This window comes from Schwartzia succinivorans DSM 10502, from assembly GCF_900129225.1.
GTDB lineage: Bacteria > Bacillota > Negativicutes > Selenomonadales > Selenomonadaceae > Schwartzia > Schwartzia succinivorans.
The window spans coordinates 52,630-76,310 of record NZ_FQUG01000006.1 but is presented as its reverse complement, the minus strand read 5'-3'; the positions used below and the strand labels follow the sequence as shown (position 1 = coordinate 76,310).

25 protein-coding genes are annotated in these 23,681 nt (G+C 44.6%); 19 read left to right on the top strand and 6 right to left on the bottom strand.

Translation table 11 applies throughout. The features are described from left to right. Positions 1–47: 47 nt before the first annotated feature. Genes yidD through rpmH form a run of 3 tightly spaced genes read right to left on the bottom strand, consistent with a single transcriptional unit; the run spans position 48 to position 809 of the window. Positions 48–260 carry a membrane protein insertion efficiency factor YidD gene (gene yidD / locus BUA83_RS08440; protein WP_072935808.1) on the bottom strand — a complete coding sequence of 71 codons (213 nt, stop codon included), beginning with the start codon at positions 258–260 and terminating at the stop codon, positions 48–50. Continuing rightward, positions 260–616 carry a ribonuclease P protein component gene (rnpA, locus tag BUA83_RS08435; RefSeq protein ID WP_072935807.1) on the bottom strand — a complete coding sequence of 119 codons (357 nt, stop codon included), beginning with the start codon at positions 614–616 and terminating at the stop codon, positions 260–262. Before rnpA ends, yidD begins: the two co-directional genes overlap by 1 nt. Positions 617–674: 58 nt before the next feature. Next, positions 675–809 carry a 50S ribosomal protein L34 gene (gene rpmH / locus BUA83_RS08430; RefSeq protein ID WP_072935806.1) on the bottom strand — a complete coding sequence of 45 codons (135 nt, stop codon included), beginning with the start codon at positions 807–809 and terminating at the stop codon, positions 675–677. A 406-nt stretch (positions 810–1,215) separates the two neighbouring features. On the opposite strand from rpmH, the gene dnaA reads away from it, so the two are divergent. The 8 genes from dnaA to htpX all read left to right on the top strand — a co-directional run bounded on the left by dnaA (position 1,216) and on the right by htpX (position 9,873). Next, positions 1,216–2,640 carry a chromosomal replication initiator protein DnaA gene (gene dnaA, locus BUA83_RS08420; protein ID WP_072935804.1) on the top strand — a complete coding sequence of 475 codons (1,425 nt, stop codon included), beginning with the start codon at positions 1,216–1,218 and terminating at the stop codon, positions 2,638–2,640. Positions 2,641–2,893: 253 nt separating this feature from the next. Then, positions 2,894–4,009, top strand: coding sequence for a DNA polymerase III subunit beta (gene dnaN / locus BUA83_RS08415; RefSeq protein WP_072935803.1), 1,116 nt, complete (start codon positions 2,894–2,896; stop codon positions 4,007–4,009). An 11-nt stretch (positions 4,010–4,020) separates the two neighbouring features. Then, a complete protein-coding gene (locus tag BUA83_RS08410; protein ID WP_072935802.1) occupies positions 4,021–4,248 on the top strand; it encodes an RNA-binding S4 domain-containing protein in 228 nt (75 codons plus the stop codon). A 2-nt stretch (positions 4,249–4,250) separates the two neighbouring features. Continuing rightward, the gene (gene recF / locus BUA83_RS08405) at positions 4,251–5,357 is read left to right on the top strand and encodes a DNA replication/repair protein RecF (protein WP_072935801.1); all 1,107 of its coding nucleotides are present in this window, start codon (positions 4,251–4,253) and stop codon (positions 5,355–5,357) included. Positions 5,358–5,361: 4 nt separating this feature from the next. After that, positions 5,362–6,288 carry a DciA family protein gene (locus tag BUA83_RS08400; RefSeq protein ID WP_072935800.1) on the top strand — a complete coding sequence of 309 codons (927 nt, stop codon included), beginning with the start codon at positions 5,362–5,364 and terminating at the stop codon, positions 6,286–6,288. An 11-nt stretch (positions 6,289–6,299) separates the two neighbouring features. After that, the gene (remB, locus tag BUA83_RS08395; protein ID WP_072935799.1) at positions 6,300–6,539 is read left to right on the top strand and encodes an extracellular matrix regulator RemB; all 240 of its coding nucleotides are present in this window, start codon (positions 6,300–6,302) and stop codon (positions 6,537–6,539) included. A 224-nt stretch (positions 6,540–6,763) separates the two neighbouring features. After that, on the top strand, positions 6,764–8,788 hold the full coding sequence (gene gyrB / locus BUA83_RS08390; protein ID WP_072935798.1) for a DNA topoisomerase (ATP-hydrolyzing) subunit B: 2,025 nt from the start codon (positions 6,764–6,766) through the stop codon (positions 8,786–8,788). Between the two features lie 218 nt (positions 8,789–9,006). After that, positions 9,007–9,873 (top strand): zinc metalloprotease HtpX, encoded by an 867-nt coding sequence (htpX, locus tag BUA83_RS08385; protein WP_072935797.1) that lies wholly within the window; start codon positions 9,007–9,009, stop codon positions 9,871–9,873. Between the two features lie 66 nt (positions 9,874–9,939). Here htpX and BUA83_RS08380 read toward each other — a convergent pair whose 3' ends face one another. Continuing rightward, positions 9,940–10,533: a guanylate kinase gene (locus BUA83_RS08380; RefSeq protein WP_072935796.1), complete on the bottom strand. Its 594-nt coding sequence runs from the start codon at positions 10,531–10,533 to the stop codon at positions 9,940–9,942. Positions 10,534–10,791: 258 nt separating this feature from the next. Between BUA83_RS08380 and BUA83_RS08375 the strand changes: the two genes are divergently transcribed. Continuing rightward, positions 10,792–11,271, top strand: a complete 480-nt coding sequence (locus BUA83_RS08375) for an NUDIX hydrolase (protein ID WP_072935795.1) — start codon at positions 10,792–10,794, stop codon at positions 11,269–11,271. Positions 11,272–11,651: 380 nt separating this feature from the next. Here BUA83_RS08375 and BUA83_RS08365 read toward each other — a convergent pair whose 3' ends face one another. Together BUA83_RS08365 and BUA83_RS08360 are read right to left on the bottom strand one after the other, a co-directional pair. After that, complete coding sequence (locus BUA83_RS08365; protein WP_159430501.1) at positions 11,652–12,806, bottom strand: twin-arginine translocation signal domain-containing protein; 1,155 nt, start codon at positions 12,804–12,806, stop codon at positions 11,652–11,654. 144 nt (positions 12,807–12,950) lie between these two features. Further along, entirely contained in the window at positions 12,951–13,604 is a 654-nt protein-coding gene (locus BUA83_RS08360; protein ID WP_072935793.1) for a YczE/YyaS/YitT family protein, read from the bottom strand. Between the two features lie 466 nt (positions 13,605–14,070). On the opposite strand from BUA83_RS08360, the gene BUA83_RS08355 reads away from it, so the two are divergent. The 10 genes from BUA83_RS08355 (at position 14,071) to BUA83_RS08310 (ending at position 23,674) form a co-directional block, all read left to right on the top strand. Beyond that, positions 14,071–14,937: an Rpn family recombination-promoting nuclease/putative transposase gene (locus BUA83_RS08355; RefSeq protein WP_094756557.1), complete on the top strand. Its 867-nt coding sequence runs from the start codon at positions 14,071–14,073 to the stop codon at positions 14,935–14,937. A 57-nt stretch (positions 14,938–14,994) separates the two neighbouring features. Further along, positions 14,995–15,240, top strand: coding sequence for a hypothetical protein (locus BUA83_RS08350; protein ID WP_072935792.1), 246 nt, complete (start codon positions 14,995–14,997; stop codon positions 15,238–15,240). A gap of 188 nt (positions 15,241–15,428) precedes the next feature. Then, a complete protein-coding gene (locus BUA83_RS08345; protein ID WP_072935791.1) occupies positions 15,429–16,712 on the top strand; it encodes an ImmA/IrrE family metallo-endopeptidase in 1,284 nt (427 codons plus the stop codon). 172 nt (positions 16,713–16,884) lie between these two features. Continuing rightward, on the top strand, positions 16,885–17,391 hold the full coding sequence (locus tag BUA83_RS08340) for a hypothetical protein (RefSeq protein WP_072935790.1): 507 nt from the start codon (positions 16,885–16,887) through the stop codon (positions 17,389–17,391). Positions 17,392–17,765: 374 nt separating this feature from the next. Then, the gene (locus tag BUA83_RS08335) at positions 17,766–18,362 is read left to right on the top strand and encodes a ClpP family protease (RefSeq protein ID WP_072935789.1); all 597 of its coding nucleotides are present in this window, start codon (positions 17,766–17,768) and stop codon (positions 18,360–18,362) included. Position 18,363: 1 nt separating this feature from the next. After that, the gene (locus BUA83_RS08330; protein WP_072935788.1) at positions 18,364–19,716 is read left to right on the top strand and encodes a type IV secretory system conjugative DNA transfer family protein; all 1,353 of its coding nucleotides are present in this window, start codon (positions 18,364–18,366) and stop codon (positions 19,714–19,716) included. 44 nt (positions 19,717–19,760) lie between these two features. Next, positions 19,761–20,882 carry a helix-turn-helix domain-containing protein gene (locus BUA83_RS08325; RefSeq protein ID WP_072935787.1) on the top strand — a complete coding sequence of 374 codons (1,122 nt, stop codon included), beginning with the start codon at positions 19,761–19,763 and terminating at the stop codon, positions 20,880–20,882. Positions 20,883–20,897: 15 nt separating this feature from the next. Then, positions 20,898–21,782, top strand: coding sequence for a metallophosphoesterase (locus BUA83_RS08320; protein WP_072935786.1), 885 nt, complete (start codon positions 20,898–20,900; stop codon positions 21,780–21,782). 15 nt (positions 21,783–21,797) lie between these two features. Beyond that, a complete protein-coding gene (locus BUA83_RS08315) occupies positions 21,798–22,571 on the top strand; it encodes a metallophosphoesterase family protein (RefSeq protein WP_072935785.1) in 774 nt (257 codons plus the stop codon). Positions 22,572–22,624: 53 nt separating this feature from the next. Then, positions 22,625–23,674, top strand: a complete 1,050-nt coding sequence (locus BUA83_RS08310; protein ID WP_072935784.1) for a metallophosphoesterase family protein — start codon at positions 22,625–22,627, stop codon at positions 23,672–23,674. Positions 23,675–23,681: the final 7 nt, after the last annotated feature.

Genomic DNA, 23,681 nt, shown 5'->3' with positions numbered 1-23,681 from the left:
ACATCCCAGTTAAAAAGCAATCCGGCCGTCAAGACCGGATTCTATACTCATGGAACAGGGTCGTAGCCGCCGGCATGAAACGGGTGACAGCGCATAATGCGCTTGAACGCCAGCCAGCAGCCCTTCCGGGGCCCATATTTTTCAACGGCAATGCGCGCGTATTCCGAGCATGTCGGAACATAGCGGCAACACGGCATTTTCAGCGGAGAAATACATACCTGATAAAACGAAATGAGAAACAGGATGAATTTCTTTACCATCATTCCGCCTCCTGCCGTATAATGTCCGCCTTTCTGCCCAAATCGAGAAAGGCTTTTTCCATGACCGGCTGCTTTACAGCAACAGCAGGCTTGCGCGCCACAAGGAGAAGCCATATCTCATCCTTAAGGATGAGCTGATTTTTCCTGTAGCTTTCACGCATTAGCCTTTTCATACGGTTGCGTGTAACTGCATTTCCAAGTTTTTTTCCTGCAGCGAAGCCGGCCTTGCGTTCCAGCCCAATCGCCGGAAACACATAAAGAACCAGATAACGGTTTGCCCACGAACGTCCTTTTTTGTAAACTTCCTGGAACATCCGCTTATTGCGCAGAATCCTGCGCTTTGGCAGCTTTAGCATAGAGAACGAACCTCTTTTTCCTCAGATGGAAAAAATAGGTCACCGGAGTGACCTATGATTAAGCCGACAGCTTCTTTCTGCCCTTCTGGCGGCGAGCCTTCAGGACCAGTCGACCGCCCTTCGTCTTCATGCGGGCACGGAAGCCATGGGTTACTTTACGCCAATGCTTATTCGGCTGATACGTCTGTTTCACAATGTGCACCTCCTTTTCAGCATTCGGGTAACTATTGCTTCTATATTATAAAAAACATGAATACCACGAACGAAACTATAAAGATTATAGACTACAGCTATCGGGGTGTCAAGATTTTTACAGTCCGTCATCCACTTCATTCTGTGGATAAACATAAATCTTTTCCACCTTTTTCCAGTAAAAATTGTTGATAACTTTTTCTTTGTTTGATAAACTGTTTTTGGTGTCATTTTGAGATTTTGAAGGAAATTTTATTTTTCTTTCTATTATATATCCCTTGAAAAAGGCAAAATCTGACGCATATTTCATAAAAAAACTTAAATAACAGGAAAACGCTGATTACTTATCCACAAGTGTGCATAAAAATGTGGATAAGAATTTTTTAACTGCAGGAAGGATTTAAAGAATGGAACAGAATGAACTTCAGGTGATCTGGACAGAGATACTTGGAAAACTGCGGGAAAGCTTTGCCGAGGAAAAGTTCCAGCGCTGGCTTGAACCGATCACTCCGATTTCTCTTTCGGAGACCGAGCTCACCCTCGGAATTCCCAACAGCTTTTCAAAGGATTATATAAATAACCTGTATCTCCCCTTTATCAATGAATCTACAAAGCAGATACTGGGACATCCGGTTGATATCACTCTTCAGGTCGTTCAGAAGCAGGAGGAAAGCAAACCGGAGGAAAAGGAAACACAGCCGACGCTCTTCACTTCACCGCAGCCCGCCGCGGAAAGCACTGCGGAAGTGACAGAAGCATATCAGCAGGAGGCAGAGGCACAGCCATTGGCGCCGATTCCTCCGGGAGACCGTTCCTCGCTGAACGCGAAATACACCTTTGATACGTTCGTAACAGGCAGCTCCAACAAGCTTGCCCACGCAGCTGCCCTCGCTGTCGCGGAAGCGCCGGGCAAGGCATACAATCCTCTTTTCATGTACGGAAGTGTGGGACTCGGAAAAACACATCTGATGCAGGCAATCGGAAATCAGATTCTGAAAAACGACCCGCAGAAGCGCGTTTTGTATATTTCCAGTGAAAAATTCACAAACGAGCTGATTAACTCCATCATGGACGGTAAATCCGAGAATTTCAGACAGAAATACCGCACCATTGACGTGCTTCTTGTTGACGATATCCAGTTCCTCTACAAGAAAGAGCATACCCAGGAGGAATTCTTCCACACCTTCAACACGCTCTACGACGCGGGGAAACAGATAATCCTCTCCAGCGACCGTCATCCGAAGGAAATCCAGACCCTGGAGGAACGTCTCCGCTCACGCTTTGAATGGGGACTCATCACGGATATTCAGGCACCTGACCTTGAAACGAGAATCGCAATCCTGAAGAAAAAGGCAATTCTCGAAAACATTGACGCGCCGAACGAGGTTCTTTACTACATCGCAAGCCGCATCAACAGCAACATCCGTGAGCTTGAGGGCGCCCTTACACGCGTCAGCGCCTTTGCGTCCCTCAGCAATCAGCCGATAACAACGGAAATAGTCGCGGAAGCCATGAAGAACATCTACCCGACGACGAAAACCGTGGAAATCACCATTGAGCTGATTCAGGAAATCGTGGCACAGTACTTCAAAATCAAGGTTGAGGCACTTCTCTCCAAGAAAAGAACCCGCGACCTTGTAGTCCCGCGCCAGATAGCAATGTATCTCTGCAGGACTCTTACAGACATATCCCTTCCGAATATCGGAAGCTGCTTCGGCCGTGACCATACAACAGTCATGCACGCCTGCACCACGATAGAGGAAGAAATGAAAAAAGACAACAAGCTCGACACAACCATAAAGGATTTGAGACAAAGAATAGAACGGGTTTGAGGATATCCATATTTTCCTGTGAATATCCTCTGCAAATCCTGTGGGCCAAATGTTGATAAGATCACAAGGACGGTTATCCATGTTTATATGTGGATAACTATTCTTAGTTATTGACAACTTTTTCCACGCCGATTTTCTCTTAATTTTTCGGAGGAAAAGATATTTTTCCACATTTCCACAGGCCCTACTACTACGTCTACTATTTTTTTAAAATTTATAATCTATCATAAAAAAACGGGAGAGGTGCATAACATTGAAATTCAATTGCTCAAAAAATGACCTTATACAGGCACTTCAGATAGCAGGACGGGCTGTAGCAACAAAGCCCCAGACACCTATTCTTTCAGGCATCTACATGAAAGCCTCTGAAGGAACATTGGAGCTTCAGGCAACAGACTACGAAATAGGTGTAGTATGCAAAATCGAAGCTGACGTAGAGGAGGAAGGCATTCTCGTCGCTCCGGGACGTTATTTTTCTGAAGTATCAAGAAATCTTCCGGGAAATACTGTAACACTCACAAACGATAACAATGACAATACAATCCATATTTCCTCCGGTTCAGCACACTTCACCCTTCTGAAGATGAACTCCGAGGAATTCCCATGCATCAGGCCGCTCAACAACGCGTCGCACTTCACAATCCGCGATACGGTGCTGAAAAAGCTCATCAGAAAAACCTCCTTCGCCTGCGCGAACGACGAAACACGTCTTATCTTCACAGGCTGCCTTCTGGAGCTGGAGGAGGAAGCAGTACGCATGGCTGCCACAAACACACACCGTCTTTCCCTTGACCAGGAGGTGCTTGAGGGATACGAAGGAGATAAAAAACAGGTAATTATCCCTGCAAGAATTTTGGGAGAGCTGGAGCACGGACTTAATTCTGATATTCCGTGTGATGTTACAGTAAATATCTCATATAATGAGATTAGTTTCTCCTTCGATAATCTTTACCTTACATCACGTCTTATTGAGGGCCAGTTCCCTGACTATCACCGTGTAATACCGTCAGACTTCAAAACCCGCGTCACCATTGACACGGCGGCGTTTATGGCTGCGGTGAACCGTGTGTCCCTTATCGCCCGTTCTTCGGAATACAACATCGTAAAGCTGGATTTCAGCATGGGACAGGTACACATTTCCTCAAACAGCCCCGAGATAGGACACGCGGAGGAAACCGTGCCGGTAGTAATAGACGGACCTGACGTGCAGATAGCCTTCAACGGTACATATATCACAGACGTTCTGAAGCATGTGGACACGAAGGAATTTTACCTTTCCCTGAATGAATCCCTTAATCCTGCAGCTGTACGTGAGACAGAGGACGAGGCATTTATCTATATAGTCACGCCTGTACGTGTTTCAAGGTAAGAGGAAGAAAAATGGAAAACATAAGCATTCACACAGAGGATATTCAGCTGGACCAGTTCCTTAAAATTGCCGGAGCTGTCATGACAGGCGGCGAGGTAAAGGCATGGATAGCTGACGAAAGAATACTCAAAAACGGAGAGGTAGAAACCGCCCGCAGAAGAAAGCTGCACGACGGCGACGTGATAACGCTGATTACAGACGACGGAAAAGTGGAATACAAGGTCGTGCGTGAGGGATAACTATGAAAATCCGCTCCATGGAATTGAGAAACTACAGGAACTATGAAGCCCTGTCTCTTTCTCTCGATGAGGACATAAATGTTTTCCTCGGGCAGAACGCCCAGGGAAAAACAAACGTGCTTGAGGCCGTGTATTACTCGGCATTGGCACGTTCTCACCGCACCTCTGTTGACGGTGAGCTGATTCGTTGGGAGGAGCCAAAGGGATTTCTTTCCCTTGTTTTCGAACGCATAGGAGTCGAAAACACCCTTGAGTTTCATTTTGAACGGGGAAAAAGACGCAGAATAATGTACAATGGTCAGCCGATACGCACAAAGGAGCTTATTGGCGCGATAAACGTCGTACTTTTTTCTCCGGAGGATCTTTTTCTCATAAAGGGAGCGCCGGCAGGACGCCGGCGCTTTCTTGATATGGAAATATCCCAGGCAGACCCTGCGTATTTTCATGACCTTGCGGTCTATACGAGGGTTATTACCCAGAGAAACACGCTGCTTAAAAGGATAAGGGAGCATCAGGCTCAGCGCTCCATGCTGGATTTGTGGGATGAGCAGCTGGCACCACTTGCCGCGCGCATAGTGAAAAAAAGACAGAAGGCAGTAGGACTCCTCAATGAAATAGCCGACAGGATGCAGCGGAAAATATCAGGGGAAAGGGAAGAGCTTTCTCTTGTGTACGAGCTGCACGGCATGGAGGAGGGTACTGTGACAGAGGAGCTTTCATCATGGTATAATCAGAGGCTGAGGGAGTCTCAGGAAAAGGACATCATTAGAGGCGCCACGGGGGTAGGGCCTCATCGGGACGACCTTGCCTTTTTCGTGAACGGAATGGACCTCCGCTCCTATGGCTCACAGGGCCAGCAGAGAACGGGAGCACTGGCGCTGAAGCTCTCCGAGCTTGCGTTCTTTAAGGAGGAAACAGGGGAATATCCCGTCCTTCTTCTTGATGATGTAATGAGCGAGCTGGACCGCGGACGCCGCGAAAAGCTCCTTGATTTTATCCGCGAGGAGCATATACAGACGCTTATCACAGCCACGGACGAGGCATATTTTCCTGAAAAAGAGTTCGGACACATATATCATGTAAAGGCAGGAACCGTCGAAGCGGGGTGAGTGTATGCCAAGGACGAAAACCACAGAAAGCCTGCAGGCAATATTGCCAAGGTTCATAAACAACATGAAGGGCAAAAAGGATTATCAGATGCACCTTATGTTTTATAACTGGGAAAAAATAGTCGGACCGCAGATTGCTATGCACGTAAAGCCCGTGCGCATGGACTTTCGGACGCTTTTTCTCAATGCCGACAGTCCGGCATGGTCAACCCAGCTAAAATACATGGAGCGTGAGCTGATAGACAAAATAAACGGCTTCGTCGCAACGGAGCTTGTAACATCAATACGTTACACAAACTTTATAATAAAAGAAAAACAAATAAAAAAAGATACAAATGATGGGGAAAATGAGCCTGTCATAATAAATCCCGAGGGCTGCGATATAGAAAAGGCAGCCTCCGCATGCGGCAGCATAAAGGACGAGGACGTAAGAAAAGCAGCGGAACGGGCCTTTGCGAAGAAGGAAGCAACAGACAGGGACAAAAGGAAAAAGGGCTGTCACGTCTGTGCAGACTGCGGAGTACTGTGTCCTCCCGGCAAAAGCGTATGCGGAATATGCGAGAGAAAAAGACGGGAGAAGGAAAAGGAAGCAATCAGAAGGGCAATCCTCAAAAAGCCCTGGTGCTCCTACGCGGAGCTGTATGAGAGCTTCCACTGCAGCCCGCAGGCGGCAATGGAGCAGCGTCTTGAGCTGATAAGGAGCCTTTCAAGAAGGGTAAAGGTAGGAGACGAAACAAGCGAGGACGCGAGGAAAATAGTCATGCTGAAAACTCTTCTTCCTCCCGAAAAGCTCACAGAAGAAAAAATACATGAGGTGCTGGGCAGAATGTCCGCGAACCTCATATACGACCCCGATGCCTTCAAGAAAAAGAAAAAGCCTGAGGGCAGAAGGTTCACGCCGAGAAAGTACGAGAGAAAAAGGAAAGAGTAGGTGAAGGCAGCATGTTTCTTCATATAGGGGGAGATTACTCCGTGGCATTCGCGGATATACTGTCGATTCACGACTACGAAAAGACCGTAAAAAACGCGGCAAACAGGGATTTTCTCGAAAAGAGAAGGGAAAGCATCATAGATATTTCCGACAGCGAACCGAAATCCATAATAGTGACGCCGGATAAGCTTTATATATCTGCGATTTCAACCCTGACACTTAAGGGCCGTATGGAAAAATGGATGAAATAAATAGAAATTTAATAAATATTATTAAGTTACAGTAATTCAAACAAAGCTGTTACTTAGTCAGGAGTAAGTGCTTCACGACATGATTTCTTGATTAAAAAGCGGATTACATGGTAAAATAAAGGGTACGTGTATATATGGGATTTCTCATTTATGAGAGGGTGGCACACCCTGATTCCGGCTATTTTTCGACGAATAAACTTTAACATACTGGAGGATCGATATTGATGAACGAAGACGAAAAAATCACTGCAGAGGAAGCTGCTGCACAGGATGATTTTCGGGACGATGAGCTTGATACATCGAATGTAGAGATTCATCTCGATGCCGTTGACAAGGAAGAGGTATCGACTGTAAAGGGTCCTTATAACGCAAACCAGATTCAGGTTCTCGAAGGACTTGAGGCCGTCCGCAAGCGTCCGGGCATGTACATCGGAAGCACCTCGGAGCGCGGCCTTCATCATCTCGTTTATGAGGTTGTGGACAACTCAATCGACGAGGCTCTTGCAGGCTACTGCTCAAAGGTAGAGGTAACAATCCATAAGGACAACAGCATCACGGTCGTAGATAACGGACGCGGTATTCCTGTAGACATGCACGAAAGCGGAAAACCCGCTGTCGAGGTCGTTCTTACGGTGCTTCACGCAGGCGGTAAATTCGGCGGCAACGGCTACAAGGTATCCGGCGGTCTTCACGGCGTCGGTGTGTCCGTTGTTAACGCCCTTTCCAAGTACATGAAGGTAGAAGTCCGCCGCGCCGGAAAGATTCATGAGATTGAGTTTGAGCGCGGAAACACAACGAAGCCACTTACCGTTGTAGGAGAGTCCGAGACTACGGGAACGAAGGTAAGCTTCCTGCCTGACGACGAGATTTTCACCGATACTGTCTATAAATACGAGATTCTCCGTCACCGCCTGAGAGAGCTGGCATTCCTGAACCAGGGAATCACGATTATTCTCAGGGACGAGCGCACGGAGGAGCTTCTGGAGGAAACCTACCACTATGACGGCGGTATCCGTTCCTTCGTCGAGCATCTCAACCGCAAAAAGGAAACCATTAATCCTGAGCCGATTTACTTCAACGGCAAAAAGGACGATACGCTCGTTGAAATCGCCATGCAGTACAACGAGAGCTATCAGGAAACAATATACAGCTTTGTTAACAACATCAACACCGAGGAGGGCGGTACTCACCTTGCAGGCTTCAAGCTCGCCCTTACCCGCGCGGCAAACGATTTTGCGCGCAAATCAGGTGTACTGAAGGCGAATGACGAAAACCTCACAGGCGAGGACGTCCGCGAAGGACTTGCATGCGTCATCAGCCTCAAGATTCATGAGCCGCAGTTCGAGGGACAGACGAAGACGAAGCTCGGAAACTCCGAGGTACGCGGTATTGTTGACTCCATCGTTACAGAGGGACTCACGGAATTCTTCGAGGAGAATCCTGCAATCACAAAGAGGATTCTTGAAAAATCCATCATGGCAGCCCGCGCACGCATGGCTGCAAGAAAAGCACGCGAGCTCACACGCAGGAAGAACGCCCTTGAGGTAACGAGTCTTCCGGGCAAGCTTGCCGACTGCTCCATAAGGGATCCTGAGCAGGCAGAGATTTACCTCGTAGAGGGTGACTCCGCAGGCGGCTCCGCAAAACAGGGCCGTGACAGAAGATTCCAGGCAATCCTTCCTCTCCGCGGTAAGATTCTCAACGTAGAGAAGGCACGCCTTGACAAAATTTTCGCGAACGCGGAAATCCGTACCATGATCACCGCCTTCGGAAACGGTATCTCCGAGGACTTTGACCTGGCAAAGAGCCGCTACGGAAAAATCATCATCATGACAGATGCCGATGTTGACGGAGCACATATCCGTACTCTGCTTCTGACATTCTTCTACCGCTACATGAAGCCGCTCATCGAGCACGGCCGCGTATATATCGCACAGCCGCCTCTTTACCTTATCAAGAAGGGGAACAAGCACTGGTATACCTACAGCGACGAGGAGCTGGCATCGAAGCTCAACGAAATCGGCCGCGACAACATCAGCGTCCAGCGCTACAAAGGTCTTGGTGAGATGAACCCTGAGCAGCTCTGGGAAACCACAATGGACCCTGAGCGCCGCACCATGCTCCGTGTTGACATGGAGGACGCGGAGGAAGCAGACGAGCTCTTTACTATCCTCATGGGTGACAAGGTAGAGCCGCGCCGTCAGTTCATCGAAGAAAACGCGAAAAAGGTCAAGAACCTTGATATTTAAAAACATTATATGCCTTCCCCATTTGGGGAAGGGGGACCGCGTCAGCGGTGGATGAGGTACACAAAAGCCTGCCACTATCTGCGTAGATAGAAGGTACTTTGGGGTGCACCTCATCCGAGCCCTACGGGCCCACCTTCTCCTAAAGGAGAAGGCTTTTTTTCTTCATCATTTTTTCATTTCACAAATATAGAATCTCCATTAAAGGGAGGAATATAACAATGAATACCATAAAAACAACGCTTCTCATGGCACTTTTGATGGGTGTCCTGGTGGCAGTGGGAGGGGCCTTCGGAGGTCAGCAGGGCGCGACAATCATGCTGATTATTTCGCTGGGTATAAACTTCTTCTCCTACTGGTTCAGCGACACCATGGTTCTTAAGGCATACGGAGCAAGAGAGATAAACGAATCCCAGGCCCCGGAGCTTTATAACCTCGTAAAGAAGCTGGCTGAACGCGCCGAGCTTCCCATGCCGAAGGTCTGCATCATAAACTCTGATGTACCGAACGCCTTTGCAACGGGAAGAAGCCCGTCCCACGCGGCTGTCGCAGTTACGACGGGCATCATGCGTGCCCTGAACTACGAAGAGCTCAGCGGAGTCCTTGGACATGAGCTTTCCCACGTAAAGCACCGCGATACACTTATTTCCACGGTTGCCGCTTCCATCGCAGGTGTCATCTCATGGATTGCGAACATGGCACAGTGGGCTGCCATCTTCGGAACAGGCCGCTCCAGCGACAGGGACGACAACGGCGGAGCAATCGGACTTCTTTTCACAATCATCGTTGCGCCGATTGCAGCCATGCTCATACAGATGGCTATATCACGCTCACGTGAATACGAGGCCGACGAAAGCGGCGGAAGAATCTGCGGAAACCCACTCTACCTCGCTTCGGCTCTTGAGAAAATCGAATACTACGCAACCCATGCCCGTCCGATGGAGGATGCAACGCCGGCAACGGCACATCTCTTCATCATCAACCCGCTGAAAAACGCACGCATGACATTTGCAAGCCTTTTCAGCACACATCCGGCAACGGAAGAACGTATCCGCCGTCTGAGAGAACAGGCACGGGAAATGAAGTAAAAAAATAAGGCATCGTCTGAAATCAGACGGTGCCATTTTTATGTCATATGTGATTTTCTGTCAGCCTTACTCTGTCACACGACGGGAGGTGAGTGCCTTTATTTTTTCCACAGGCAGCATCTCCGTAAGCCCCATGATAGAAAGAATCTGATTCATTGCCTTTTCCTCTGTGGAAACATTCTTAACAACGTGGGTAGCGAACTTCCATGACTCGAACTCTCCGTTATTCTCGGCATACTCCAGATGATGCTTTATCTCTTCGTTCGTATGTCCGAGCTTAAGCATACGCTCAATCAGGGAAACATAATCCGTCATGATATAGATGGATTCGAAGCTGTCCTTCAGGAGCTTGGCGAGCTGCTTTATAGTGGAAGTATCTCCCACAATAACAGTAATCGGATAATCATTAAGAGAATCCAGCACGTCCTTCTTTACCAGCCCGTAATAATCGCCTTTATAGGTAGTCTTTACTATAAAATCACGCTTGAAAAAGTCAATTTTCTCGATAAATCTGTAGACAGACCTGTCACTGGAAAACTTGCCGGGCTGACGTGTTGTGTATGTAGGTACATAATTTACGCCCATGGCAAGAAGCTTCTTGAGAAATGTGGTTTTTCCCGCCGCATGAGGGCCTATAAAAGCATAAATTTTATTTGTCATACATAATCTCCTCTATTAAAAAAAACAATTTTTCTGTATATATAATTACATATATTTATTTGATTTTATCATAAAATCGTATTAAAAGGAAGGGAGAAAAGGACTACACTGATAGTAAAAATATCATATTTCGAATTAAATAAATTTGAAAAAATAAAAAGTATAGATAATAATAATAGTAAAAGATAATCAGCAGAATAAGATATCCACATATCCCATGTGATATGTGGAAAGGTTCATAAAAAACAGGAGGCAGCTATGGATAGAAGCCCTATGACGACACTTTGCTATATAGAGAACAAAGACTCGTACCTCATGATGCACAGAGTAAAAAAAGAAAACGACATAAACAGGGATAAATGGGTAGGAATAGGAGGCCACTTCGAGGAAGGAGAATCCCCGGAGGAATGCCTTCTAAGGGAAGCCATGGAAGAAACAGGACTGAAGCTTACATCCTACCGCCTGAGAGGAATAGTTACATTTTCCACAGACAAGTATCCGACGGAGTACATGTTCCTCTATACCGCAGACAAATTCGAAGGAGAGCTTACCGACTGCAGAGAAGGAGTTCTGGAATGGCTGCCGAAAAAAGAAGTATATAATCTTCCGGTGTGGGAGGGCGACAAAATCTTTTTCAAACTGCTGGAGGAAAATCACCCATTCTTCTCACTGAAGCTTCAATATATAGGAGAAAAACTTACAGAGGCAGTCCTGGACGGAGAAAAAATAATTAAGTGAAATTTTTATTATTGATTACTCTGATGCTGCGTAAAGATGAAATAAAAATAATGAAATTTAAATCTCCAAAATGAAATATTTTTGGAGATTTTTTTTGCATTTTTTAGGGTGAAAAAAATGACATTTTTCAGAGAAAAAAAACGCAAAAAAATATGCCTGTTTTTTTGACAGAAAAATGTAAGGAAAAACGGAAAAGCAAATGCGCAAAATTCCTGATATATCAAGCTTTACAGTATTTGCATTTTTGAAAAATATGCTCAAAAAATGCAAATAAAAAGAGGTTATTTTTGACGAAAAAAATCATCAAAAAACAGCCTCTTTTTTTGCGAAAAAAATGGAAAAAAACAGAAGAAATTTTTGCCATTTTCCTGCTTGTTTTTTTAATAGAATTTGAGCAGCGACATTATATTTTCACGGCATATCATATCGACAGTTTTTGGCTTCAGCTTATCCAGCAGAGAATAATATTTTACTACCTCATTCGGATAAGTTTTCCAGTGACCGACCTTGTCCGTACCAATCATAAAACGGTCAGGATGACGCTCGATAAGTCCCGCCCAGTCATCGAGATTGTCGCCGTCGAGATAATTATCGGGGAACAGGTCGAGAAAATAATAATCATAAACAAGCCATGAAATATCCACCCAGAGATTTTTATTCTCACTGAGAAGCTCGTCAGCGATTTTCGTCAGCCCTTTTATCTCCACACGCCGCGAGATACCGATATGCGCCCATATTATTTTGCAGTCACGGTTGTACGCCAGCGCGCGCTTCAGCTCATCAAGATAAATAACACGCTCCATATTCTGGGCGGTAATATTATGATGAACCAGAACAGGAAGCCCTTCCGCAGCGGCAATGTCATATATACCAAGGAAGCCGCCTCCGTCCATGTGGGGAGGCTCACCGTAGGTCAGCGCCGTCAGGTCATCATGACGGCTCATAATCTCCCCGATTCCGTGCCAGAACCCGGGATAAAGCCGAAGAAGCCTCTCAACATAGTCCGCCGCAAAACGGTCGTTGCAGTTAAAACCGCAGCAGAAGGGATAAAACCTCTCCCGTATCTCCCTTGGCTGCGCCAAAAGCTCCTCAGCAAGAATATAATCCGTCGCCGAATAATAATAGCATCTGCTGTCATTGGAAAGATAATAGGCAGGAGGCTCGGGCATAGTGCTGTCCCATTGCTTCGCAATACCCATACCGAAAATTACGGACTTAGAAACCCCGGACAAATCCATTGCCCTGCAGAGAGCAGGAAAACCGTCCGTCTTCTCAAGAAAATCCAGATAATGAAGATGAGAGTCGATAATATCATAGCGGATTTTTTTCCCCGGCGGCAGAATCTCTAAATTGCTGACGGAGTCTGCAGCGAGACCATGCAGCTGAGAAGCACTGGCAGAGCCGGACTCTCCCTCAGCAGCCTCAGCAGCGCCGTGAGGAAGCATGGAAGAGAGACCTGCAGCCGTTCCAAGGGCAGCAAGCTTCAGAAAATCACGTCTGCTGATTTCTGAGCCTTTTTTATCTTTGTTTCGCATAAAAAACCTCCAGTTCAGATTCTTAACATCCGCAACACAAATTTTTTTACACAAATATAATATCATCGCGCGGCATACTTTGACGATAAAAGCAAAATAAAAAAGAGACCGTAAAAAATTCACAGTCTCTTGCGTTATCAAATTTTACCAATGAGGACGGAAAATCAGGCGGCCGTGTTCATCAACAGCCCCGAGATGAGTCAGGAAAAACTTTGCCAAAACACCTGTAAGCAGCGCGGCAATAAGAGTCCCCTCACGGATGCCGTCAATAATGCCAAGATATATGACAGAAAGAACAGCGGCACAAACAACCAGAATCACATCATTTCCCGTCTTTACCTTGCTCAGATCTATCCGAAAATATCTGGACACAGCATAAACCAGTCCCTCGCCCGGAAGCATGAGAACATTGGCAATCCCCTGAACAGCAATACCGAAGGCAATAAGTGCCGTACCTATAAGCAGAGCAGCCAGCTTGAAAAAATAATTCACGGGATTAACCCATGACCATACATCCATGAACACGTCAATGAAAAATGAAAATACTATAGTCATAGGAACCTGCAGAAGCTGGATTTTGTGAAATTTGCTGCGGAGCAGCATAAACTGTGCCAAAATCAGCAGCATATTAAAAGCAAACGTCATCTGCCCCAAAGAAAAATTCGAAGCGACACTGATAACATACGGAAGGCTTGAGGTAGGGGATATACCAAGCAGACTTCTGACCACAAGAGGAATACCCGAAGACTGTACTATAACTGCAAAAATAAACAGCAAATAACGAAAAGTACCCGACATCAAAAAGCTCCTTACATAACATAATTCATGTATGTATTATAATGCCTTTAATCAGAGTTTGCCACAAGCAAACTCTCCGTAGCGGCATTTCGGCGAGGCATTTTATGCCGAGTCATAATGCATTGGTTCAGGTTTTGCCAAAGGCAAAACTTCATATGTCAGCATTTCGACGAGGCATTTATGCCGAGTCATAATGCCTTTAATCAGAGTTTGCCACAAGCAAACTCTCCTTAGCGGCATTTCGGCGAGGAACGAGCCATAACGCCATTGTTCAAATTTTGCCGAGTCATAATGCTTTTTATAGGTTCTGGAAAAATGTAAAAATAGCCTTCTCATTTAATGAAAAATGTAAAAATTTTATCAATTAAGTTGACTATTCAGAAAAATAAGAGCATAATATAGGGAACGTATATTCTAAAATATACAAAACGATATATAGTGTGGTATAATTGAGAGGGTGGACTGTGTGGATGACCTGAGAAATGCGACGATCAGCAATAATTTCATGTTTCGGCTGGTTATGGAAAAGCCGGAGCTTTGCAGGCAGCTATTGGAACGTGTTCTTGATGTGAAAATATGCGAGGTTAATTATCCTGAAGGTGAAAAAAGCCTTGAGGCGCAGTTAACCAGCAAAGGTGTACGGCTGGATATTTATGTTACGCTTGCCGATGGGACTGTCATAGATGTTGAGATGCAGGCAAGTGATTCGTTTAAGGAAGCCCTGGGAAAGAGAACAAGATATTATCAGTCTGTACTGGATAATGATGCTTTGAAAAAGGGCGAGTTGTATAGCAGACTGAGAAATACGTATATTATTTTCATATGCACATTTGATCCTTTTGATAAGAATTTTACGAGATATACCTTCAGCAGCCGATGCCATGAGGATTACGAATTATCACTGGATGATGATGTGTATAAGATTTTCTTGAATACCCAGGGTGACAGGCATCAGGTAAGCAGGAGCTTGGCAAATTTGATGGATTACATCAATAACAATGAACCAAATGATGACTTTACCCGCAGTTTGCAGGAAGAAGTAGAATTGCAGCGTGACGATGATGGAAAGAGGGCGTTGTATATGACATATAATCAGACATTGATGGAAATGGAAGAAAAAGGAAAAATCAAAGGAAGAGAAGAAGGCCGTGCTGAAGGACGTGAAGAAGGACGTGCTGAAGGACGTGAAGAAGGCCGTGAAGAAGGACGTGCCGAGGGTAAGATTGAACTGATTAAAAACATTATGAAGAATATGAAAATTTCCGCTGAGGCAGCAATGGAAGCCGCAGGCATTCCAAAGGAAGAATTTCCCAAGTACATGACTATGCTTTGAGAGTATTTAGTCTATATGCCTTTGCTCTGTGACGATGACGGAAAGAGGGCGTTGTATATGGTCTATGAGCAGACATTGATGGAAATGGAAGAAAAAGGAAAAATCAAAGGAAGAGAAGAAGGCCGTGCTGAAGGACGTGCTGAAGGCCGTGCTGAAGGCCGTGCTGAAGGCCGTGAAGAAGTAATTAATGAAGCAGCAATTGATATGCTTAAAGAAAAATTATCAGTGGATATGATTTCACGCGTGACCAAACTAACTGTCGAACAGATTACAGAGATTGGCAAGAAAAATGCTTTGCTGTAATAGTTGAGGCGAGAGTATATGACTACGCTTTAAGATAAAAAAGAGGCTGAAAAAAGCAGCCTCTTTTTTTATATAAATTTTTAAGTGAATTTTTGTCGGTGTATTTTTCAGAGAGACATTTTAATAGCCCCGATGTGGTATATTGGACATGGATAAGACTGCCGCATTAAAAATAAGAGGTGAAGGAAATGAATGTTGTGGACCGGGATTTTGCTTTTATGATGGATCTGTTTAATTGCATATTGGTTATTAAGAATAATGTCGGGCTTGATAGCTACAGTGAGTACGAGAAGGCGGTAAAAGAGCAGTTTTTGGAGAATACGCTGTATAATTTTACGCCGGACGACATTTCATCAATAAAAAGAGTTATTTATCCTGTGTGGTGTGGATTATGCAGATGCCCTGCCAATGAATTCCCGGATGAAAACGTGTTGGAAAGTATACTTCATGAGATTTACCATGAAGTATATAATAGCAGCTTTTCGTATGAAAGATGGGAAGAGAAGTATATCAAGGAACATCCGCAATGTTTGGGCTGCGATTATATTTTAGATATTGCGTACAATATGATCAGGGTATATGTGGCGCCTACTACAGATGACGATGTAAGCAGTCCGTATAGGTTGTCCGAAATTGATCAGCTGTATGAAGATGTAAAAGAGTATAAGTCTTCAAAGCATGCAAAGGATATGCTGGAGTTTATCAGCAGATTTCCCGATATTGCTCCTTATAACGCAATGCTTGTTCATATGCAGAAACCCGGCAGTCAATTTGTTGCAACGGCTAAAAAATGGAAGGATTATTATAATCGGATACCTCGTCCGGGAGCAAGGCCGTTGGTTATTCTGAAAAACTTCGGGCCTGTTGCTTTTGTGTATGAACTGGAGGATACGGAGGGTGACCCCATACCGGATAATATAAGGCCATTCAGGGCTGAAGGTGATGTAAGCCGGGTGACGCTGAGAAATTTGACAGAAAACCTCTCAAGGGAAGGTATACGAATTGTGTATCAGGATTATGGGACATCTTTTGCAGGTTTTATAAAAAAGGCAGCGGAAGCTAAAAAGACAATGCTTCATGTGAGCAAAAATAAATCAGTCCAGGTTGAGCTCAGGTACGAGATGGTTATTAATAATAATCTTGGTGACACATCAACCGCGGCGACAATATTTCATGAGATGGGGCACTTTTTTTGCGGTCATTTGAGGGAATATGAGGAAAAGTACCTGCCCAGGCGTGTTTCTAATTTATCCATAGCCGCAAAGGAATTTGAGGCGGAGGCTGTGTGCTGGCTGGTTTGCAAGAGACTTGGTATCAAGAATCCATCAGAGGATTATCTGAATGGTTATCTTGACCATAATGAAAGGATTCCGGATGGAATAAGCTTTGATGCGGTTTTGAAGGCAGCAGGACGTGTTGAGTCGATGCTGTATAACGGCTATACGATACGTAAGGAGATTATCCCGAAGTAGTGACCGTGGATATGGTAAGGCTTTGGGTGTGAAATGAAAAATTTGCCGTATGTGTACTACTCGAGCGGGAACGGAAGACGTAATCCTTTGGGTTGCGTCTTTTTTGCATGATTTTAGGAAGTTTTGTAAAATATTTATCAGAAGAATGGATTTTGAACTGGAGTGATAATTAATGGTTGATGAAGCATTACTCAGAGAACTTGATAGATATATAAAGCGGCATTATATCGAAGATAAATTTTTGGCCGAAGGGCAGCTTTCCAGAAGTGTGGATTTTGATAAACTTCAGCTTGAGCTTCAGGAAAGACTAAACGAAAATAGGCAGTCATTGGCGGAGTATATACAGGAATGGATTAAGAAAAAGGGCATGTCTGAGTCTGATGTTCGAAATGGTTCAATGCTGAGCAGAAATATTTTTTCGAAAATCCGTAACAACAGAGAATATCATCCTGAAAAAAGGACAGTATTTGCCATTGCCCTTGCACTGCACCTTTCCTATGATGAAGCCAGGGAGTTTATGTCATTTATGGGGTATACGTTCAGTAATATGCTGAAAGAGGACATAATTGTAGGGTTTTGCTTTGAGCGTAACAAGTACGATATTACGGACGTCAATGAAATGTTGAATCGGAATGGTTTTAATGTACTTGGATCAGGATTAAATCAAAAGGAGCTGTGAATCACACAGCTCTTTTTTAGTTTGCCCCGGCCCCCACTTACAAGTGGGGGCTTTTTTGACGAATTTAAAATGTATCTTTCAAAGAGACCTTTTTGAGCGGACAGGAGGATATACTATGTATCAGGCCGGGAAGATGAAGGACTGTTGCTATGAATAAAAGCGTTACAAAATGTAACAAAAGCTAACAAAAAGAAAGCTTGAAAACATACGAGAAAGTATGTACACTAACAGTGAAATTTCAAAGCTTTAAGCAGTACACTCTGTTATAAAGCTTTTGCTGTGCACAGATTTGATTTTGGTTTATGGTAACAAAATGTAATTATTCCGTGAGCGCTAACGGAGTAATCAGTTGTAAGCACAGGAGGAAATAGGTTATGGATACGTTGATGAGGGATTCGAAAGGCGTGAATCAGATTTCGATTGATGCTGCTCTCACAGAGAAGAGGATGATATTTCTCTCCGGAGAGATTAATGAGAAGGCTGCGGAAGCTATGGTAAAACAGCTTATGTTTTTCAGTATGTCAAATACAGAGATGCCGGTAAAGCTTTTCATCACAACAGATGGCGGCGAGATTAACTCAGGCATGGTTATTTACGATGCGATACAGTCGAGTCCCGTACCTGTAGAGGTTTACTGTGTGGGTAAGGCGTTCAGCATGGGGGCTGTGCTTCTGGCCTGCGGAAAGAAGGGAAAAAGATATCTTCTGCCGCATAGCAGGGTCATGATTCATGAGCCATTGATTCCTTACGGTGTCGGAGGAAAGACAAGCTCTATTCAGACGATATCTGAATCGCTTCTGAAAGCAAAACGGTCGATGGAGGAAATTCTGGCAAAGCACACAGGCAAAACCGCTGACGAAATAGCCGAAGCCACAAAAACGGATCATTATTTCTCTGCGGAGGAGGCTATTGAGTTTGGGTTGGCAGACGGAATCATGGGACTGGATGAAATGATGAAAGGATGCATGTGATATGCGAAGAAGGGTTTTGAAAGCTCAGAGCTATGATAAGTTTATTCTCGGAAAGGATAAGCGCTGCATTTTGGATACGGATTCAGTAAAGACGCAGCGCAATAACAATATCAACGTTGTGGGAGGAACCGGTTCGGGCAAGACAAGGTCCGTGCTGTATCCCATTCTTTTGCACGCGGAGCACAGCAATTTTGTAGGTGTTTTTACGAAGACGGGACAGATTGAGGAAATCATGTCCGTCATGAGGGAAAAGGGATATAAGACGCACGTTATAAATTTCACGTGTCCTGAAAAGAGCGAATGGGGATATGACCCGCTGGACTACTGCCATACAAAGGCAGATTTACAGGCGCTGGCGCAAGCTGTTGTTTCTTCTGAAACTGGAAATAACAGTTTGTTTCTTCGCTCAGATCCCTTTTGGGACAATTCAGCAATAGAGCTTTTGCGTATTTTTCTTTATGCTGTAAAAACAGGGCACTACCATGGACACGGGACGGGTATGGCTGATGTTATGGATTTTGTATCGAAGTTTCATCGGGTACCTGAAAATGACTTAGATATGACACAGCCGGAGATTTTCCCTACCGAAGAATTAAGGCTGAAGGATGTGGAGGCAAAGAGGAAACTGTATCCTGTTTATGCGACGCTGTGGGATATTGAAAAGTTTGATCCTGAGGGAGCCGGGTTCTGGAAGAATTTTATGCATTTGGTAGATAATACAGCTTCATGCATTGTTCAAACTATGCTGACTCCTTTTAACAGGGTATTTCAGCCTGAAATCAAAAAGCTTTTCCGGAAAAATAAGAAATTCAGCTTCAAGGAGCTTTTGAAGCCGAAAACGGCGCTTTTCATCTATATTTCGCCTGTGAATATGGCTCACCATGCTTTGGCGGGTGTCTTTTATCATCAGCTTTTCAAGGAGCTTTTTGAGCTTGGCGAGAAGGAAAAAACGGGAGCGCTTCCGTATCCTGTGCATGTCCTTTGCGATGATTTTGCTACAGGCTGCAAGGTTCCGAATTTTCCTGAGATGATTTCGATTTTCCGCGAGAAGGGGATAGCTGCCACGATGCTGATTCAGTCGGAAACTCAGCTTGCCTCTATCTATGGAGAGATGGACGCGCAGACTATAATAAATAACTGCGATACGTATCTGTATCTTGGCGGCATGGACGAGAAAACATGCGAAAAGATTTCAAGGCGGGTCAACGCTCCCTTGGAGGAGGTCTGCAATATGCCTGTTGGCGCGGAGTATTTTATCAGACGGGGAGAGAAGCCTTTCCTGACAGAGCGTTATGATATTGGCAGGGATCCTGTATATCTGAGGAAGATTGCAAATAAGAACCTTAAGAGATAAGGAATACGGTCGGTAAAATCAGACTGGGAAATGGGGGATTTTTCATGGGCAAAAATAAAACAGCGGCTCCTAATGCTGCGCTTGGAAATAGATTGAGAGAACTTAGGGAAAAAGAGTATGCTACTCAGTCTGCCTTTGCTAAGGCTATAGACATCGAAGTCGGTTCGTACAGAATGTACGAACTCGGGTACAGGAGACCTGATTACGAGATTCTGTTAAAAATTGCGGATGTACTCGATGTTACGACAGATGAGCTTCTCGGACGCGATTCGAGGGAAAGGAAAATTGAAAGAATTGTGAATGAGGTTCACGAGAGTCTTGAGGATAAGCATGAGGTAACGAAGCATAAGCTGCTTCCTAAATACGAGGATTTTTATTATCTTTGGGATGAGGCAGAAGAGTTGCGGGATAAATATCTGCGAAGACGAATAAGAGAGACCTGGGAAGATAAATGCAGGAAAATTGACCTTGAAAATGAACATAAGCTTCACATGCCTATGCTGCAGGGAATAGCCGGAGCAATTGGTATTCAGTTTGATATTTTCGAGAAATACTGCAATGAAACATTACATTATACAGATGTTACTACACCGTTTGAATTACTGCTTTTTATATATTTTTCGGGATTTGATCCTTACGCTGATGTAACACGGGATTTATGTGATTACATTCGCAAGGATGAGGAGAAGCCAAAAATTGGATGGAATGATGAAATTGATGAATACCTCGCGGTTAGCGCGGTTGCTGATTATTTCAGGGCTTTGAAAGATAAAACTTTGACGGAATATTATCAGGAACGCGGGATTGATACAGAAGTCAGCTATTCTGAATTTCCAAAAGAATTTTTTAGCAGATACATGGAATATGAACGCCCCAAGGAAAAACGTGTCGATTGGGTGGAGGAGGCTGCCGCGGCCTTTTTGAGGAAAGATTATACGGAGCTTCTGAAGAAGGAAAGGGCTGATAAAACACAGACTGTGTTTATGGCGTTAAAAAAACGATTTTTCCTGGAGTACGAGCATGATTATATAATTGCAGAAGATATGAAAAATCCACCTAAATTCTATTTTGAGGATAAACATATGATTTATGAAGATGATCTCGATATACCGAACGCAAATAAGAAAAATGGCAGGAAAGGAAAAGAACGTGGAAGAGAAAGATGAGAGGATGAGGTAGTAATGCTGTGGATTATTACAGACACACATATAGGACATAAAAATATAATCCAATACTGCGGAAGGCCTGAGAATTTTGGGAGTCTTGTGTGCAGGAACTGGAAGAAATGTGTTGCTCCTGAGGATACGGTAATTCACCTTGGCGATGTCGCGTGGGGAGATGAAAACCTTCAAAGGCTAACCGGATTGCCGGGACATAAAATTCTTGTGCGTGGAAACCATGATACAAAGAGCAGCCTCGGATATATGGAGAAGGGCTTTGAACTTGTGACAGAGTCGATTACGATGAATATTGACGGGATGAGTGTACTTTTTTCACACAAGCCGATTTTCGGTCACACAGAGGACATCAACATTCATGGCCATCAGCATGACCTTCACTTTGAAGACGGCATGAGGCTGTACCTGCCGATGTCCTTGGAGCACATGGATTATAAGCCTGTCGCAGTAGACTATGACTTCGTGCATACGCTAAAGAAATGGGTAGGCGCGTGGAAAAGCAGAGGCTGGGTTCCAAGTGTATGGGACGTGATTGAGTTCTGTCAGAATGGAATCGGAGAGCCGCTTGAAAGGGATTATTTCGGCACGAAGGCAAATAGAGAATTATCTCCTTTGGAAATTGAGATAGATGATGAAAACAGTATTGTGATTCCCGAGGAAGATGTCTATGACATATCCCGCAATGACAATATCCTGGCAGTTTCCTTCAGAAGAACACCCGAGAGGTCAGATTATCTCAAAAAGAAATCAGGGAGAGCCCTTTATCGGATAGGTGTCGGTGACAGCAAATACTACATAGGTGAATATCGGATAAGAGAGGAAAAGAAAAAGAATGACGCTCTTCCCGCTGATACGATTTTTGCATGGATGAGTATTTATGAGTTTTGAAGTGAGGGCTGTATCATGCGCTTGTTTATTACGGGAGACATTCACGGCAATGTGGAGCGGTTTCTCCCTGATAACATGGAGAGAAAGGGGTACGCGCCCATTACCAAAGATGATGTGGTGCTGATATGCGGTGATTTCGGAATTCCGTGGCATTGCGGAATTGGGGATTTGACCGTTCGCTGGAATGGAGTCCTGATGCATGGTGGAGATGCTAAACAGCTTTCAATTCTCAGGAAATTAGGAGCGATGTTTCTTTTCATAGACGGAAATCACGAGGCATATGATATGCTTGAGGCTTATCCGGTTGTAGAATGGCATGGCGGAAAGGTACACAGACTTCAGCCAAACGTGCTTCATCTGATGCGTGGAGAGATTTTTAACTTTGGAAAGGTAAGGTTTCTTGCCTTTGGCGGAGCAAAGTCTGTTGATAGGGAATATCGCGTAAAGGATGAAAGCTGGTGGGAGCGTGAAATTCCAAGCGAAGAGGAATTTCAGCATGCGCTTAAGAATCTTGAGAAGGTCAACAACAAGGTGAATTTTGTTTTTTCGCATACGGCTCCCGCGGGCTTTGTGGTTCCGTTCACGAAAAAGCTTGGTTTTAACCCGACAACCAGCTTCGACAGGACGATGGAAATGCTGACCGAAATTGAAAAGCGCATTTCCTATCAGATGTGGTGGTTTGGGCATTTTCATGAGAATTTTGCAGATAAAGAGCGTAATGCGAGATGGATATATGACAGTATAGACTGTGTTGATATTAACCAGGGCCCCATTAGTAATTTGAAATAAGGTTACCTTCTGGAGCTTTGATCAGCACCTTATAACAAAATGAGGGAAGTAATATGGAGCAGAAAAAATATGACCGGCTTAAAAACCTTTACGGTGACAAAGGCCCTCAAAACGATAAATATACATGGTTCTTTCCTGACGAGAATGAATTTCGTAGGATTATTGCGGTGGGGGATATCCACGGCAACCTGAACCGTCTGGAGTCCCTCTTTGAGCGTATGGACTACGAACCGCAACGGGATTTGCTTGTTTTCCTCGGAGATTATATTGACCGCGGAGAGGAAGGGGTTGCCTGCGTTTCACTGGTTCAGAAGATGGCAGAGGAAAATCCCCATGTCATTCCTCTGATGGGTAATCATGAACATGTTCTTGGGAAACTGCTCAAAGAGGATGAGTGGGGGTATAGCGGAGAAGCATTTTATGATTGTCTGGACAACGGAGGAAAACCGACCATTGAGGGGTTGGCGAAACTGCAAAGTCAGGATAAAAAGGCCTTTTATAAATGGGTACACTTTATTCTGCACCTGAAAAGGATTGCCGTGATAAGTGACAAATATATTCTCACTCATGCGGGCTTTTCGCAGACAGCAATCTCAAATCAGCAGGAGTCTATGCTCTGGACACGCGACGAATTTTACAAATTCTACAACGGCACACAGACCGTAGCCATAGGACATACACCCGTTCAGAACTTTCCCGACTCAACAGGAAAACCCATACACCGTGAGAACGATGTATGGATGGTAGATACAGGCTCATTTCTCGAAAAGGGATACATATCAGCAGTAGATATAAAAACGGGAGATTACTGGCAGAGCTCGGATGACGCGCCCTCAGAGGAAATGAAAAAGCTGAACTTCTTTATCCGTAAAATTAAGTCAGCCTCGTGTTACCGGGGAATGCGCAGATACCAGACGATTCTTGCGAAGCACCTGAACGAGTACGAAAACAAAGGCGTTATAACAGAGCAAACAAAGCAGGATATGCTGAAACAGTATGTCATAGACCTCAGCTGGGATAAGCTTCTTCTTGACCGCGAGGCAGCAAAACAGGAAGACAAAGAAATGGTTGATTTACTGAGAGAAATCAAAAAGGAGGATTGACAGCCAG

What these genes read in the sequence shown, in the direction of transcription:
- BUA83_RS08340 (WP_072935790.1), top strand. Translation starts at nt 16,885, where the DNA reads ATGGTTGATGAAGCATTACTCAGAGAACTTGATAGATATATAAAGCGG.
- BUA83_RS08350 (WP_072935792.1), top strand. Translation starts at nt 14,995, where the DNA reads ATGGTCTATGAGCAGACATTGATGGAAATGGAAGAAAAAGGAAAAATC.
- htpX (WP_072935797.1), top strand. Translation starts at nt 9,007, where the DNA reads ATGAATACCATAAAAACAACGCTTCTCATGGCACTTTTGATGGGTGTC.
- BUA83_RS08360 (WP_072935793.1), bottom strand. Translation starts at nt 13,604, where the DNA reads ATGTCGGGTACTTTTCGTTATTTGCTGTTTATTTTTGCAGTTATAGTA.
- BUA83_RS08410 (WP_072935802.1), top strand. Translation starts at nt 4,021, where the DNA reads ATGGAAAACATAAGCATTCACACAGAGGATATTCAGCTGGACCAGTTC.
- dnaA (WP_072935804.1), top strand. Translation starts at nt 1,216, where the DNA reads ATGGAACAGAATGAACTTCAGGTGATCTGGACAGAGATACTTGGAAAA.
- BUA83_RS08375 (WP_072935795.1), top strand. Translation starts at nt 10,792, where the DNA reads ATGGATAGAAGCCCTATGACGACACTTTGCTATATAGAGAACAAAGAC.
- gyrB (WP_072935798.1), top strand. Translation starts at nt 6,764, where the DNA reads ATGAACGAAGACGAAAAAATCACTGCAGAGGAAGCTGCTGCACAGGAT.
- BUA83_RS08380 (WP_072935796.1), bottom strand. Translation starts at nt 10,533, where the DNA reads ATGACAAATAAAATTTATGCTTTTATAGGCCCTCATGCGGCGGGAAAA.
- yidD (WP_072935808.1), bottom strand. Translation starts at nt 260, where the DNA reads ATGGTAAAGAAATTCATCCTGTTTCTCATTTCGTTTTATCAGGTATGT.
- BUA83_RS08325 (WP_072935787.1), top strand. Translation starts at nt 19,761, where the DNA reads ATGGGCAAAAATAAAACAGCGGCTCCTAATGCTGCGCTTGGAAATAGA.
- BUA83_RS08320 (WP_072935786.1), top strand. Translation starts at nt 20,898, where the DNA reads ATGCTGTGGATTATTACAGACACACATATAGGACATAAAAATATAATC.
- BUA83_RS08335 (WP_072935789.1), top strand. Translation starts at nt 17,766, where the DNA reads ATGGATACGTTGATGAGGGATTCGAAAGGCGTGAATCAGATTTCGATT.
- BUA83_RS08345 (WP_072935791.1), top strand. Translation starts at nt 15,429, where the DNA reads ATGAATGTTGTGGACCGGGATTTTGCTTTTATGATGGATCTGTTTAAT.
- recF (WP_072935801.1), top strand. Translation starts at nt 4,251, where the DNA reads ATGAAAATCCGCTCCATGGAATTGAGAAACTACAGGAACTATGAAGCC.
- BUA83_RS08330 (WP_072935788.1), top strand. Translation starts at nt 18,364, where the DNA reads ATGCGAAGAAGGGTTTTGAAAGCTCAGAGCTATGATAAGTTTATTCTC.
- BUA83_RS08310 (WP_072935784.1), top strand. Translation starts at nt 22,625, where the DNA reads ATGGAGCAGAAAAAATATGACCGGCTTAAAAACCTTTACGGTGACAAA.
- BUA83_RS08315 (WP_072935785.1), top strand. Translation starts at nt 21,798, where the DNA reads ATGCGCTTGTTTATTACGGGAGACATTCACGGCAATGTGGAGCGGTTT.
- rnpA (WP_072935807.1), bottom strand. Translation starts at nt 616, where the DNA reads ATGCTAAAGCTGCCAAAGCGCAGGATTCTGCGCAATAAGCGGATGTTC.
- BUA83_RS08400 (WP_072935800.1), top strand. Translation starts at nt 5,362, where the DNA reads ATGCCAAGGACGAAAACCACAGAAAGCCTGCAGGCAATATTGCCAAGG.
- remB (WP_072935799.1), top strand. Translation starts at nt 6,300, where the DNA reads ATGTTTCTTCATATAGGGGGAGATTACTCCGTGGCATTCGCGGATATA.
- BUA83_RS08365 (WP_159430501.1), bottom strand. Translation starts at nt 12,806, where the DNA reads ATGCGAAACAAAGATAAAAAAGGCTCAGAAATCAGCAGACGTGATTTT.